The following is a 14,776-nucleotide window of genomic DNA, read 5'->3' as shown; positions in this document are numbered from 1 at the left end:
AAGGGTTCGGGGGTGCCCTTGGTCTTTGGCAGGACAGGGCTGGCAGACCTCGGTGGAGGTCCGTCGGCGACTTTAACTCCCTGATCGATGATCGATCAAAGGGTGAAGGGCGAAAACCTCTTGATCACGAGAAAGTAGGCACGGGGTGCCTTTCGGGCAGGCACGGGGTGCCGCGCTTTCGAGAGGTCTTCGCAGGTGGGGCTACGTTTGAGCGGGAACGCGCTCAGGACTCGTGCCGCGGCGCGCAGCCGAGGACATGGGCCTTCACGATCTCGGCGATCCGGGGATCCCGGCGCTGGAAAGCGGCCACCAGCTCCTCGTGCTCCTCCGCGTACGACTGCTGCACCGTCCCCAGCCACCGGATGGACAGCGCCGTGAACACCTCGATGCCGAGCCCCTCCCAGGTGTGCAGCAGCACCGAGTTGCCCGCCGCCCGCACCATCTCCCGGTGGAAGGCGACCGTGTGCCGCACCTGGCCCGTGCCGTCGGAGTTGCGGTCGGCCTCGTACAGGGCGGTGACATGCGGTTCCAGGGCGGAGCAGTCCTCGGCGAGACGGTCGGCCGCGAGCTCCGCGGCGATGGCCTCCAGACCGGCCCGGACCGGGTAGCTCTCCTCCAGGTCGGCCGCGGTCAGACTCCGCACCCGCACGCCCTTGTTGGGCGCCGACTCGATCAGCCGCAGCGACTCCAGCTCCCGCAGCGCCTCCCGCACCGGCGTCTGGCTGACCTCCAGCTCGGTCGCGATACGCCGCTCCACGATCCGCTCGCCCGGCTGCCAGCGCCCGCTGATGATCCCCTCCAGGATGTGCTCGCGGATCTGTTCGCGCAGCGAGTGGATGACGGGCGCGGTCATGAGGGCTCCTTAGAGAGGGGCCACAGGCCCCCGGGGCGTTTTGACGTTTAGACAATACGGCCGCAACGCCGCGCGGGAAGGGCGCGCGGGGGCGCTTTCGCGCAGGTGAGACGAGACTTACACGCACGCACGGCAGTGCCCCTGCCCGGAAGCTTCCGGACAGGGGCACCGTACAGCCGTACCCGCGAAGGGGGTTACAGACCGAGCTCGACCTCGAACTCGCCCGCTTCCAGGATGGCCTTGACGGCCGTCAGGTAGCGGGCCGCGTCGGCGCCGTCCACCAGGCGGTGGTCGTAGGACAGGGTCAGGTACGTCATGTCGCGGACGCCGATGACCGTGCCCTCCGCCGTCTCGATGACGGCCGGGCGCTTGACGGTGGCACCGATGCCGAGGATCGCGACCTGGCCCGGCGGCACGATGATCGTGTCGAACAGGGCGCCGCGCGAACCGGTGTTGGAGATGGTGAAGGTCGCGCCGGACAGCTCGTCCGGAGTGATCTTGTTGGCGCGGACCTTGCCGGCCAGCTCCGCCGTCGCCTTGGCGATACCGGCGATGTTGAGGTCACCGGCGTGCTTGATGACCGGGGTCATCAGGCCCTTCTCGGAGTCCACCGCGATACCGACGTTCTCGGTGTCGAAGTAGGTGATCGTGCCCTCGGCCTCGTTGATCTTGGCGTTGATGACCGGGTGGGCCTTCAGCGCCTGGGCCGCCGCCTTCACGAAGAACGGCATCGGGGAGAGCTTGACGCCCTCGCGCGCGGCGAAGGAGTCCTTGGCCTGCGCGCGCAGACGCATCAGGCGGGTGACGTCGACCTCGACGACCGAGGACAGCTGCGCCTGCTCGTGCAGCGCCTTGACCATGTTGTCGCCGATGACCTTGCGGATGCGCGGCATCTTGACGGTCTGGCCGCGCAGGGGGGAGGCCTCCAGCGCCGGAGCCTTCTTGGCGGCCGGAGCAGCGGCAGCGGCGGGGGCCGGGGCAGCCGCGGCGGCCTTCGCGGCCTCGGCGGCGGCGACGACGTCCTGCTTGCGGATACGGCCGCCGACGCCGGTGCCCTTGACGGAGGCCAGGTCGACGCCGTTCTCGGCGGCGAGCTTGCGCACCAGCGGGGTGACGTAGGCGCCCTCGTCGGTGGCCTTGGCAGCGGCAGGTGCGGCCGGAGCCGGGGTGACCGGGGCCGGGGCGGCCGGAGCGGGAGCCGGGGCGGCGGGCTGGGCCGGAGCCGGAGCGGCAGCGGCGGGCGCGGCCGGAGCGGCGGGGGCCGGAGCCGCGGGCGCGGCAGGCGCGGCCGGAGCGGGGGCGGCGGCGGGGGCCGGGGCCTCCTGGGCCGGGGCGGCCGCCGGAGCGGCACCCGCGACGCCGATGACGGCCAGCTTGGCGCCGACCTCGGCCGTCTCGTCCTCGCCGACCACGATCTCCAGCAGCGTGCCGGAGGCGGGCGCCGGGATCTCGGTGTCGACCTTGTCCGTCGACACCTCCAGCAGCGGCTCGTCGGCCTCGACGCTGTCACCGACCGACTTCAGCCAGCGGGTGACGGTGCCCTCGGTGACGGACTCGCCGAGCGCGGGCAGGACCACGTCCGTGCCCTCGGCGGAACCGCCGCCCGAGGCGGCCTCGGCGGTCGGAGCCGGGGCCGGGGCGGCCTGCTCGGTGGACGGAGCGGCAGCGGCCGGCTCCGGGGCGGGCTCGGCGACCTGCTCGGCCTGCGGGGCCGGGGCGGCAGCGGGCGCGCCCGTGCCGTCGTCGATCACGGCCAGCTCGGCGCCGACCTCAACGGTCTCGTCCTCGGCGACCTTGATGGACGCCAGGACACCGGCGGCGGGGGAGGGGATCTCGGTGTCGACCTTGTCGGTCGAGACCTCGAGCAGCGGCTCGTCGGCCTCGACACGCTCGCCCTCGGCCTTCAGCCAGCGGGTGACAGTGCCCTCGGTGACGCTCTCACCGAGCGCCGGAAGGGTTACGGAAACCGCCATGGTTTCGGTTGCTCCTTACGGAAAGTGCGGAAGTCTGTGTCGTCGCGTTCGTCGACCGAGGGATCAGTCGTGCGCGTGGAGCGGCTTGCCGGCCAGGGCCAGGTGGGCCTCGCCGAGCGCCTCGTTCTGCGTCGGGTGGGCGTGGATCAGCTGGGCGACCTCGGCGGGCAGCGCCTCCCAGTTGTAGATCAGCTGGGCCTCGCCGACCTGCTCGCCCATGCGGTCGCCGACCATGTGGACGCCGACCACCGCACCGTCCTTGACCTGGACGAGCTTGATCTCGCCCGCGGTGTTCAGGATCTTGCTCTTGCCGTTGCCCGCCAGGTTGTACTTCAGAGCGACGACCTTGTCCGCGCCGTAGATCTCCTTGGCCTTGGCCTCGGTGATGCCGACGGAGGCGACCTCCGGGTGGCAGTACGTGACCCGCGGGACACCGTCGTAGTCGATCGGGACGGTCTTCAGACCGGCCAGCCGCTCCGCGACCAGGATGCCCTCGGCGAAGCCGACGTGCGCGAGCTGGAGGGTCGGGACCAGGTCACCGACGGCGGAGATGGTCGGCACGTTCGTGCGCATGTACTCGTCGACGAGGACGTAGCCGCGGTCCATGGCGACGCCCTGCTCCTCGTAGCCGAGACCGGCGGAGACGGGGCCGCGGCCGACCGCCACCAGCAGCACCTCGGCCTCGAACTCCTTGCCGTCGGCGAGGGTGACCTTGACGCCGTCCTGGGTGTACTCGGCCTTCTGGAAGAAGGTGCCCAGGTTGAACTTGATGCCGCGCTTGCGGAACGCGCGCTCGAGAAGCTTCGAGCTGTTCTCGTCCTCGACCGGGACGAGGTGCTTCAGGCCCTCGATCACGGTGACGTCGGCCCCGAAGGACTTCCACGCGGAGGCGAACTCGACGCCGATGACGCCGCCGCCGAGGATGATCGCGGACTTCGGCACGCGGTCCAGGACGAGGGCGTGGTCCGAGGAGATGATGCGGTCGCCGTCGATCTCCAGGCCCGGCAGCGACTTCGGCACGGAGCCGGTCGCCAGCAGGACGTGGCGGCCCTGGACGCGCTGACCGTTGACGTCGACGGAGGTCGGGGAGGACAGACGGCCCTCACCCTCGATGTACGTCACCTTGCGGGAGGCGACGAGGCCCTGCAGGCCCTTGTACAGGCCGGCGATCACGCCGTCCTTGTACTTGTGGACCCCGGCGATGTCGATGCCCTCGAAGGTGGCCTTCACACCGAACTGCGCGCTCTCGCGGGCCTGGTCGGCGATCTCGCCCGCGTGCAGCAGGGCCTTGGTGGGGATGCAGCCCCGGTGCAGGCAGGTGCCGCCGACCTTGTCCTTCTCGATCAGGGCGACGTCCAGGCCCAGCTGCGCCCCGCGCAGGGCCGCGGCGTAACCACCGCTACCACCGCCGAGGATCACTAGGTCGAAAACGGTGCTGGCGTCGTTCGCCACGTCACGTCCTCCATGCATGTGCGCCGTGCGCCGGTCGTCGATGACCGACAGGCGGCTGGTGTCCGGCCGCTCTATCTTTCGGCCCTGGGGTGGGGCCCTGTCCTGCCGAGCCCCATCTTCGCACTTGTCCACACCGAACGAGACGCCGGGCCGGTGTGTGAGACGCCCCACGTTCAGTTGAGCGGACAGCCGTGAGGGGGCCCCGCCCTACCCGCGCGCGGAGCCCCCTCACCCAGAACCGGCGTCAGCCCAGGTCGCCGGAAGCGGTCAGCTCGGCGAGCCGGACCAGCGTCCGCACGGCGGACCCGGTACCACCCTTGGGCGTGTATCCGAAGGGACCGCCCTCGTTGAACGCCGGCCCCGCGATGTCGAGGTGCGCCCAGGTGATGCCCTCGCCCACGAACTCGCGCAGGAACAGACCGGCGACCAGGCCGCCGCCCATGCGCTCACCCATGTTGGCGATGTCGGCGGTGGGCGAGTCCATCCCCTTGCGCAGGTGCTCCGGCAGCGGCATCGGCCAGGACGCCTCCCCGACCTCCTCGGCCGCCTCCACGATCGCGGAGCGGAACGCGTCGTCGTTGGCCATCACCCCGAAGGTGCGGTTGCCCAGCGCCAGCACCATCGCCCCGGTCAGCGTCGCGACGTCCACGATCGCGTCCGGCTTCTCCTGGGAAGCCGCCCACAGCGCGTCGGCGAGCACCAGCCGGCCCTCGGCGTCGGTGTTGAGCACCTCCACGGTCTTGCCGCTGTACATGCGCAGCACGTCACCCGGGCGCACCGCGGAACCCGACGGCATGTTCTCGGCGAGCGCCAGCCAGCCGGTGACGTTCACCTGGAGGCCGAGGCGCGCGGCGGCGACCACGGCGGCGAACACGGCGGCGGCGCCGCTCATGTCGCACTTCATCGTCTCGTTGTGCCCGGCCGGCTTCAGCGAGATGCCGCCCGAGTCGTAGGTGATGCCCTTGCCGACGAAGGCGAGGTGCTTGTCCGCCTTGGAGTGCGTGTACGTCAGCTTGACCAGCCGCGGAGCGGACGTCGAACCGCCGCCCACGCCGAGGATGCCGCCGTAACCGCCCTTGGTCAGGGCCTTCTCGTCGAGCACCTGCACCTTGATGCCGTGCTCCTTGGCCGCCTGCTGGGCCTCGGCGGCGAACGACGCCGGGTTGAGGTCGTTCGGCGGCATGTTGATCAGGTCGCGGGCGCGGTTGAGCTCCTCGCCGACGGCGGTCGCGCGCTGGATCGCCGCCTTGTGCTCCTTGTCGCGGGGCTTGGCGCCGAGCACGGCGACCTCGGCGAGCGGCGCCTTGCCGTTCTTGGCCTTGGCGTTGGTGCCGGTGCCCTTCGACTCCTTGTAGACGTCGAAGGAGTACGCCCCGAGCAGGGCGCCCTCCGCGATCGCGCCGGTGTCCGCGGCGTCGGTGATCGGCAGCGCGAAGGCGGCCTTCCTGGAGCCGGCGAGGGCACGGGCGGCGACGCCGGCGGCCTTGCGCAGCGCCTCACCGTCGTAGGCGCCGTCCTCGGCGTCATCGGGCGCGGCGCCCAGGCCCACCGCCACCAGGAGCGGGGCCTTGAAGCCGGCGGGGGCGGGGAGCTTCGTCACCTCGCCCTCGGCACCGGAGGCGCCGAGGGTCTCCAGGACGCCGGCGAGCTTGCCGTCGTACGCCTTGTCCACGGCCTCGGCGCCCGGCGCCACGACCGGTCCCTTGGCGCCCTTGGCGACACCGATCACGATCGCGTCGGCCCGCAGGCCGGGCGCCGCGGCGGTGCTGAGAGTGAGAGCAGTCACGGTGGTGAAATCTCGCTTCCGATGTGAAGTTGCAATGGCCGAACGGTGTGGGTCGACCGGGCCCGACGGCCGACCCTAGTTCCGACCTACGGGTGCGGTCTCAGCGGGGCCTTCCCCGGTACGGCGAACACTCGGGATGAGCCTACGCTCGCGTGCGCACTCGCTCATTCCTGCGGGCGTTCACCTGTCGGTGGCGTACTGGTCATCTCTTGACTCCAGGCCCGGTGAGCTGAGTCACACTCGTCTGGTTCCGGCAAGTGATCAGCTTGCCGCTTTGCATGATTTCCACGGATCCCCCGCCGATGCGCCCCGTGGGCCGCGAGGGGATCTTCTGGGGGGAAGGGACACTCAATGCACCCAACGGCGCACAGCGCGCACAGAATGCACCCGACGGCGCACAGCGCGCGCAGATGGACACATCGCAGGAACGCCGTCGCCGCCCTGACGGCCGCCGGCCTGCTCGCCCTGGGGCTCTCGGCACCGCGCGCCGCAGCCGCCGCGGAACCGCGCATCGACCTCAAGGTGCTGGTCGTGGACGACGGCGACAGCCCCGTCCGGGCCATCACCGCCCAGCTGAAGAGCACCGGCATCCCGTACACCACGATCGACCTGAACGACGCGAACCGCCCGACCATCACGGCCGCGTTCCTCAGCGACACGGTGAACGGCACACCCCGGGCCAAGTACCAGGGCGTCGTCCTGCCCGCCGAGGCCCCCTTCGGCGCGGGCTCCGCGGAGCAGACCGCGCTGGAGAACTACGAGCGGACCTACGGCATCCCGCAGGTCGACGCCTACACCTGGGCCCACCCGGGCGTCGGCCTCGACTACACCAGCGAGGGCGGCTGGGCCGGCTCCCTCGACGGGCGCGAGGCGTCCGTCACCGCGGCCGGCAAGGCGGGGTACTTCGGCTATCTCGACGGCGCCCTCACCTTCGAGGACAACGACCCTGCCGTACTGGAGAGCTACGGCTACCTCGCCCGGCCCCGCACCGGCTTCACCAGCTATGTCGACGCGCCCGTGCCCGGCGGCTCCGGGCGCGGCAGCCTGGTCGGCGAGTACCACCGCGACGGGCGCCGCGAACTGGTGGTGACCTTCGCCTACAACCAGCACCAGCAGCAGTTCCGGGTGCTCGCCCGGGGCATCGTCGAATGGCTGACCCGGGGCGTGCACCTGGGGCAGACGCGCAACTACTTCGCGGTGCACGTCGACGACGTGTTCGCGCCCGACAGCCGCTGGGACACCGAACGCAACTGCACCCCCGGTGACTTCGACTGCGCGGGCGGCGACGGCGAGGGGACCGCGCCGATCCGTATGACGGCCGAGGACGCGGCGTACGCCGCGCAGTGGCAGCGCGAGCGCGGCTTCACCCTCGACATGGTCTACAACGCCGGCTCCGGCGAGGAGTGGAAGAGCGAGAACGGCGGCACCGACGCCCTCACCGACCGGCTGCTCGCCGACAAGGCGCGCTACCGCTGGATCAACCACACCTACACGCACCCGTTCCTCGGCTGTGTCCAGGACACCTCGACCGTCCCGTGGAGCTGCGCGAAGAACGCCGACGGCTCGACCCGGTACATGAGCCGGGCGGACATCGCCGCGCAGATCCGCGACAACCACAACTGGGCCGTCGCCAAGGGGCTTCCGGTCGACCGCACGGAACTCGTGACCGGCGAGCACTCGGGTCTGAAGACCTCGCCGCAGCAGCCCGCCGACAACCCGAACCTGGCCGGAGCCCTCGCCGACACCGGCGTGAAGTGGATCGCCTCGGACAACTCCCGCGAGCCCGCCCAGCGCCCGGTCGGCGCCGCGCTGACCGTGCCCCGGCACCCGATGAACGTGTACTACAACGTGGGTACCGAGGCGGAGATGACCGACGAGTACAACTGGATCTACACCTCCGAGGCCGACGGCGGCAGCGGTGTCTGTGAGACCAACCCCGCCTCCACCTGCCTGGACGCACCGCTGGACACCGCCACCGGCTACGACGAGCACATCGTCCCGCAGGAGGCCCGCACCGCCCTCGGGCACGTCGTCTCGGGCGACCCGCGCCCGCACTACGCCCACCAGTCCAACCTGGCCGAGGACCGCACCCTGTACCCGGTCCTGGACAAGGTGCTCGCCGACTACCAGGCGCTCTTCGCCGACAACACCCCGGTGCAGAACGTCTCCCAGAAGTCGATCGGCACCGAGCTCCAGCGCCGCGCCGCCTGGCAGACCGCGCTCGCGAACGGCTCCGTCACGGCGTACCGCATCGGCACCTCCGTCACCGTCAACGCCCCGTCCGGGACCCAGATCCCGGTGACCGCACCAGAAGGAACCGTCAAGCAACTCCTCGTCGGCACCAGCGCGTTCGGGACGCCGTACGCGGGAGAGCGCTCGGCCTGGACCACGCCGGGACTCCTGCAGACCGCGCTGAAGCTGAAGCTGCCGACCTAGGAGGCTCCCTGGCCGACAGGGCCCGGCGCAGGGCCGGCCATGCGCACCCCGGTCAGCTCACGACCAGACGCCCGGGGTGCGCGCAGGGGCCGTAGCACCACACTTTGTTCCACAGGGGGGAACTCGCATGATGCGCACGGGCCGTCATGTCACCATGCTGACCGAGGGCACCTATCCGCACGTCCACGGGGGTGTCAGCACCTGGTGCGACCAGCTCGTCAAGGGCATGCCCGAGGTCGACTTCCACATCGTGTCGCTCACCGGAACCGGCCGCGAACCCGTGACCTGGGAGCTGCCGCCCAACGTCTACCGGCACACCTCCGTACCGACCTGGGGCCCGCGTCCCGGACGGGGGCGGGCGCCGTACGGCCGGGCCCGCCGCCGGTTCACCGACTGCTACGAGCGCTTCCTGCTCTCCTTCCTCGACCCCGAGGCGTCCTGCGACTTCGGCGATGCCCTGGACGAGCTGGCCCGTCTCGCCCGGGACGGCCGGCTGTCGTCGGCGCTGCGCACCGAGTCGGCGCTCAGGTCCCTGATGTGGATATGGACGATGCCGCATCTGCCGACCGCGGCCGCCCACCCGACCGTCCACGACGCCCTGACCGCGACCGACCTGCTGGAACACGCCCTGCGCCCGCTCGGCACCCGTGTCCCCGAGGACTGCGTCGCCCACGCGGTCAGCAGCGGCCTCGCCACGCTCCCCGCGCTCGCCGCGCGTCGGCTGGACGGTGTGCCGTTCCTCCTCACCGAGCACGGCATCTACCTGCGCGAGCGCTACCTCGGCTACCGCAGCGACGCCCAGCGCTGGCCCGTGAAGGCGTTCATGCTCGGCTTCTACCGGGAGCTGAACTCGCTCGGATACCGCACGGCCGACCTGATCACCCCCTGCAACCAGTACAACCGCCGCTGGGAGGAGCGCGGCGGCGCCGACGCCGACAAGATCCGCACGGTCTACAACGGCGTCGACCCGCTCGCCTTCCCGCACGCCGGACCCGAGCCGGACATCCCCACCCTCACCTGGTGCGGCCGGGTCGACCCCATCAAGGACCTGGAGACCCTGCTGAGGGCCTACGCCATGGTCCGCGCCGAACTCCCGGAGACCCGCCTGCGGTTGTTCGGCCCGGTGCCGGCAGGCGGCGAGGCCTACCGCACCAAGCTGGAGAAGCTCGCCGCGGAGCTGGGCGTGACGGACGGCCTGACCTTCGAGGGCCGCATCAGCGAGGTCTGGCGCGCCTATGCCGCCGGGCATGTCGTGATGCTGTCGTCCATCTCCGAGGGCTTCCCGTTCTCCATCATCGAGGCCATGTCCTGCGGCCGTACGACGGTCTCGACGGACGTCGGGGGAGTGCGCGAGGCGGTCGGCGACACCGGGCTCGTGGTGCCGCCGCGTGAGCCGGAGAAGATGGCGGCGGCCGCGCTGACCCTGCTCAGGGACGACGAACGACGCCGCCGTCTGGGCGGGTTGTCCCGTCAACGAGTGATCGACCGGTTCACCCTGCGCCGCTCCGTGGACAACTTCCGGACGATCTACCAAGAGCTCGCGGGCGGCCCCGAGGTGTACGAGCCCACGCTCGAAACGGTCGCCGACTGGACCCTGGAACTGCGCAGCCCCTGGTACCAGAAGGTCGCGACGGACGGCGCCGCCTGGTGAGCGGAAGCCTCTGGATGCCGCCGGGCTCCCACCCCGACGCCCTGCCCGCGGTACCGCGCCAGCGCGCCCGGCCCAGCTGGGCGCACCCGGACCCGGTCGACGAACTGGCCGAACGCCTCGACGACTTCGTGGCGGCGGCCGTCCACCCCGACGAGATCGCCGCGCTCCTGGAGTCCGACGGCCTCTCCGACGACCAGATACGTGAGCGCTACGGCGTCAAGGACTCCTTCGCGCTCGCCGAGGAGCTGTACGAACGGGTCGAGCGCCGCTACCCGGAGCCGGAACGTCCGGTCCACGACCCCTGGCAGGTCGGCCTGCTGGGCTGCCTGCTGCGCGGTGTCGTCTTCGCGCTCCCCGGCCTCGGCTACGTCCTCGGCGCACCCCTGCTCGCCGGCCCAGAGGACGACCTCGGCCTTCCCGCGGGCACGGTCCCGCTGCTGGCCGGCGCCCTGGTCGGCTGGACCTGGAACCAGGGCCTCGCCCACCGGGCGTACTTCTGGCTCGGGTTGGGCGACCGTGGTGCCGCCCGCCGTTCCCTGCTGCTCGGCGCTCCGGCCGGCGTGCTGCTCGGCGCCCTGGTCGCACTGGCCGTGGCGGCGACGGCGGCCACACCCCACCCGGCGGGGGCCGCCTTCGCCGCCGGGCAGTCCTGCTACTTGGGCGCGGCCACGGTCCTGCTGGTCATGGGGCGCGAACGCGTCCTGCTGGCTGCGCTTACCCCGATGGCCGCGGCAGCGGTGTTCGCGCAGCTGCACCCCGTCCCCGACCTGGCGAGAGGCGCCGTGCTGCTGGGCTCCCTGCTCGCGGTGACGGCGCTCGCCTCCCTCGAAGTGCGTCCGGCCGTCCGGGACCTGGGTGAGCGGGGCTGGACGGCGGGCCTCACCGCCCTCCTGCCCTTCGGCGGCTACGGCAGCGCACCGCGGGCGCAGCGCACCGCGTCCCCCGCCCTCACCGGGTCCTTCCCGTACGCGCTGTTCGGTCTGGGCACCGGTGTGCTCGTGCTGTACGCGGCCCTCGGCGACGCCCTCGCCGACGAGGGGGCCGGCGTGGTCGCCGCGCCGGCCGCCGTCGCCCTCACCCTCAGCATGGGCCCCGCCGAATGGCTGCTGCACCGCTTCCGCAGCGGCAGCCTGGCGGGCCTGCGCTCCAGCAGCACGCCCAGGGCGTTCCGGCGGACCACGGTGCTCACCGCCGTGAAGTGCCTGACCGCCTACCTGGCCGCGCTGCTCGCGCTCGGCCTCGCCACCTCCGCGCTGTGGCCGCACGCCCCCTCGGTCGCGGGTGTCCGCCTGGCCGGGCTGCTCCTGCTGGGAGTGGTCCTGTGGACGGGCCTGCTGCTCCAGTCCTTCGGCGCGGTGCTCAGCGCGGCGGCGGTCTGCTGCGGGGCCGCCCTCGCCCAGACGGCGGCCCTGGTGACGCACACGGGCAGCCCGGACGGGATCGGCCTGGTCGTCCACGGGACGGCGGCAGCGGCCCAGGCCGCGCTCGTCTGCGCCCTGCTGGGGAGGGTGACCGCCCACCGATGAGCGAGCTGCTGATCCCGTACTACGAGCACCCGTCCGTCCGCCCCGCGGAGTGGGACGCGATCATCGCCGCCGCACCCCGTCTGTACGGCGTCGTACTGAACCCGGCCAGCGGCCCCGGCGCGACGCCCGACGCGGCGTTCGCCGAGGTCGCGGCACGGCTGCGGGCGGCCGGCGGAGTGCGGGTGCTCGGCTACGCCGACACCGGCTACGGCCGCCGACCGCACGCCGACGTCGTCCGCGACCTCGTGCGGCACCGCGACTGGTACGGCGCGGACGGTGTCTTCCTGGACCAGGTCGCCTCGGGCCGTGCGGACTTCGGGTACTACCAGCGGCTCGCGACCGCGGCCTGGGGTGCCGGTTTCGGGACGCTCGCCCTGAACCACGGCACGCCACCCGACCCGGTGTACGCCAGGATCGCGGACCTCCTCGTCACCTTCGAGGGCACCTGGGCGTCGTACACCCGGCTCGGCCCGCAGCGATGGCGTGGCGGCACCGGAGTGCGGCTGTGCCACCTGGTGTACGGCGTACCGGCCGACGCCGAACCGGGGGCTCTGGCACGCGCCCGCGGGGCCACGGTCCACTGCGCGGTGCCGGGTACGGGCGATCACCCCTGGGGCACGCTGCCGCACGCCCTGGCGGGCTGAGGGTCAGCCCAGGCAGAGTACGACGAGGGCGGTCGTCGCCGCCGTCTCCGCGAGCCCGCCGAAGACGTCGCCGGTGACCCCGCCGAAGCGGCGGACGCAGTGCCGCAGCAGGACTTCGGCGGCGGTGAGCGCGGCGAGCACCGCGAGGGCGGTGCGGACGACGTCGGCCGCCCCGAGCAGCGCGCCCGCCGCCGCGGCGACACCGGTCACGGCCAGGGCGACGGCCACCGCGCCGGGCACCGGTACGACGCCGGCCACCGCGGCCCCGAGCCCCTCCGGACGTGCCGCGGGCACCCCCGTCCGGGCGGCCAGGGTGAGCGCGAGGCGGGCGGCGACGGCGGACGCGACGGTGGCCAGGGCGCCGCGGGCCCATGAGTCGCCGTACAGCTGGGCGAGCGCGGCCACCTGCGCCAGCAGCGCGAACACGAGCGTGATGACGCCGAAGGGCCCGATGTCCGACTGCTTCATGATCCGCAGCGCGTCCTCGGCCGGTTTGCCGCTGCCCAGCCCGTCGGCGGTGTCGGCCAGCCCGTCGAGATGCAGGCCCCGGGTGAGGACGGCCGGCACGGCGGCGCCGGCGACCGCGGCGAGGAGGGGGGCGGCGCCGAGGAACAGCAGCACCAGCGCGAGGACGGCCGCGGCGCCGCCGAGGACCACCCCGACGAGCGGAGCGCACAGCATCCCGCCGCGCGCGGCGTCCCGGTCCCACCGGCTCACCCGGACGGGCAGCACACTGAGCGTGCCGAAGGCGAAACGAAGACCGTGCAGGGGCGGGAAGGTCATGGACACGGCGGAAGGGTAGCCCGGACGTCGTCCCCGACAGGCGGCCCACCCCCGCCGCGGAGACACTGGGGACATGGGTGACTGGTGGCAGCGGAACATCATCGAACCGGGCAAACTCCCGCTGCTGCTGGCCCTGACCGCCTTTGTGGTCACCTTCCTGGTGACCCGGGTCATCACCCGCATGATCCGGGCGGGCAAAGGGCCCTTCCGCAACATCGAGACCGGCGCCGTCCACGTCCACCACGTGGTCCCCGGAGTCGTCCTCACGATCATCGGCGGCTTCTGCGCGGTCGCCGGCGGCCAGCGCGGCTTCGGCTCCGCCGTGGCCGCCGTGGTCTTCGGGGTGGGCGCGGGCCTGGTCCTGGACGAGTTCGCGCTGATCCTGCACCTGGACGACGTGTACTGGACCGAGGCCGGCCGCAAGAGCGTCGAGGTGGTCGTGCTGACCGCCGCCGTGGTCGGCCTGCTCCTGCTCGGCTTCGCGCCCTTCGGGGTCAACGACCTCGACGAGAACGAGATGCAGAACCGAGGGTCGGCGCTCGGCACGATCGCCGGGAACTTCCTCCTCGCCCTGATCGCCCTCGCCAAGGGCAAGGCCCGGATCGCGATCTTCGGGGTGATCATTCCCTTCATCGCCCTGTTCGGCGCCATCCGCCTGGCCCGGCCCGCCTCTCCGTGGGCCAAGCGCTTCTACGGCCGTCGCCCGCGGGCCCGCGCCAAGGCCCAGTTGCGCGCCTACCACCACGACCGGCGCTGGTCGGGCCTCAGCCGCAAGGTCCAGGACTGGATCGGCGGCGCGCCCGACGCGGATCCGGCCCGGGCCCTGGAACACCGCTGACGCACCGCCGACACCGCGCACAGCACCGGCACACCGCCGGGTGCCCGGTACCGGCGAGGCTCTCCTGCAGCACGACCTCGACCACGACTCGGCGCCACCGGCCTGTCCGGCCGGGTGGCGCCAGCGCGGCGACGCCGAGCGACTCGCGCCGCGCGGCGGCACACCGCTGCGCCACGGAGCTTCCGTACTGCGGCGGTTGCGCCGTTCGCTCGCCGCCGCAACCGGCGCCCCGCCAGGCCGACGCGGGCCCGGCGTCACCGCACCCGTTCGTCACCCGGCCGGAGTCCGCCGACGCCGCCCCACCGCGCGCGGCCCCTACTCGGCCCCCGGCTCCTCGACCACCGCTTCCGCGGGCTTCTCCGCCTCGGCAGCCTTCTCCGCCTCCGTGGCCTTCTCCGCCTCCACCGGCGCCTCCGGCTCCAGCGGTTGTTCCGGGAGTTCGGCCGACCGGTGCGGCGTTGGCGTCCACGGCGACCTGGGCCGCGGCCACCGCCTGGGCCGCGTTGCACACGTCGGCGAAGCGGGCCGGGGCGATCACCGTGGGCAGGGCCGGCGGGCCCCCGGGCGCCGCCCCACCGCGCGCGGCCCCTACTCGGCCCCCGGCTCCTCGGCCACCGCTTCCGCGGGCTTCTCCGCCTCGACAGCCTTCTCCGCCTCCAGCGGCGCCTCCGGCTCCAGCGGTTGTTCCGGGAGTTCGGCCGACCGGTGCGGCGTTGGCGTCCACGGCGACCTGGGCTGCGGCCACCGCCTGGGCCGCGTTGCACACGTCGGCGAAGCGGGCCGGGGCGATCACCGTGGGCAGGGCCGGCGGGCCCCCGGGCGCCGCCCCACCGC

General features: G+C 72.7%; 10 protein-coding genes. 5 read left to right on the top strand and 5 right to left on the bottom strand.

Features of this window, described 5'->3' with window-relative positions:
- Positions 1-223: 223 nt before the first annotated feature.
- The 4 genes from ACFYNL_RS07250 to ACFYNL_RS07235 form a co-directional block, all read right to left on the bottom strand.
- Positions 224-853, bottom strand: coding sequence for a GntR family transcriptional regulator (locus ACFYNL_RS07250; RefSeq protein WP_388798019.1), 630 nt, complete (start codon positions 851-853; stop codon positions 224-226).
- Positions 854-1,047: 194 nt separating this feature from the next.
- A complete protein-coding gene (gene sucB / locus ACFYNL_RS07245; RefSeq protein ID WP_388798016.1) occupies positions 1,048-2,826 on the bottom strand; it encodes a 2-oxoglutarate dehydrogenase, E2 component, dihydrolipoamide succinyltransferase in 1,779 nt (592 codons plus the stop codon).
- 63 nt (positions 2,827-2,889) lie between these two features.
- Complete coding sequence (lpdA, locus tag ACFYNL_RS07240; protein WP_388798013.1) at positions 2,890-4,278, bottom strand: dihydrolipoyl dehydrogenase; 1,389 nt, start codon at positions 4,276-4,278, stop codon at positions 2,890-2,892.
- A gap of 244 nt (positions 4,279-4,522) precedes the next feature.
- On the bottom strand, positions 4,523-6,064 hold the full coding sequence (locus ACFYNL_RS07235; RefSeq protein WP_388798010.1) for a leucyl aminopeptidase: 1,542 nt from the start codon (positions 6,062-6,064) through the stop codon (positions 4,523-4,525).
- Positions 6,065-6,445: 381 nt separating this feature from the next.
- On the opposite strand from ACFYNL_RS07235, the gene ACFYNL_RS07230 reads away from it, so the two are divergent.
- The 4 genes from ACFYNL_RS07230 (at position 6,446) to ACFYNL_RS07215 (ending at position 12,321) form a co-directional block, all read left to right on the top strand.
- Positions 6,446-8,500: a hypothetical protein gene (locus tag ACFYNL_RS07230; protein ID WP_388800497.1), complete on the top strand. Its 2,055-nt coding sequence runs from the start codon at positions 6,446-6,448 to the stop codon at positions 8,498-8,500.
- Positions 8,501-8,627: 127 nt separating this feature from the next.
- Positions 8,628-10,151: a GT4 family glycosyltransferase PelF gene (pelF, locus tag ACFYNL_RS07225; protein ID WP_388798007.1), complete on the top strand. Its 1,524-nt coding sequence runs from the start codon at positions 8,628-8,630 to the stop codon at positions 10,149-10,151.
- On the top strand, positions 10,148-11,677 hold the full coding sequence (locus tag ACFYNL_RS07220) for a hypothetical protein (RefSeq protein ID WP_388798004.1): 1,530 nt from the start codon (positions 10,148-10,150) through the stop codon (positions 11,675-11,677). Before pelF ends, ACFYNL_RS07220 begins: the two co-directional genes overlap by 4 nt.
- Positions 11,674-12,321: a spherulation-specific family 4 protein gene (locus ACFYNL_RS07215; protein WP_388798002.1), complete on the top strand. Its 648-nt coding sequence runs from the start codon at positions 11,674-11,676 to the stop codon at positions 12,319-12,321. The genes ACFYNL_RS07220 and ACFYNL_RS07215 overlap by 4 nt, the downstream gene beginning before the upstream one ends.
- 3 nt (positions 12,322-12,324) lie before the next feature.
- On the opposite strand, the gene ACFYNL_RS07210 is transcribed toward ACFYNL_RS07215, so the two are convergent.
- The gene (locus ACFYNL_RS07210) at positions 12,325-13,104 is read right to left on the bottom strand and encodes an adenosylcobinamide-GDP ribazoletransferase (protein ID WP_388800494.1); all 780 of its coding nucleotides are present in this window, start codon (positions 13,102-13,104) and stop codon (positions 12,325-12,327) included.
- Positions 13,105-13,177: 73 nt separating this feature from the next.
- Between ACFYNL_RS07210 and ACFYNL_RS07205 the strand changes: the two genes are divergently transcribed.
- Entirely contained in the window at positions 13,178-13,942 is a 765-nt protein-coding gene (locus ACFYNL_RS07205) for a hypothetical protein (protein ID WP_388797999.1), read from the top strand.
- Positions 13,943-14,776 lie beyond the last annotated feature (834 nt).

The organism is Streptomyces sp. NPDC007808 (genome assembly GCF_042868655.1).
Taxonomy (GTDB): domain Bacteria; phylum Actinomycetota; class Actinomycetes; order Streptomycetales; family Streptomycetaceae; genus Streptomyces.
The sequence above is the reverse complement of the archived record's forward strand: the minus strand, read 5'-3'. Positions and strand labels throughout refer to the sequence as shown.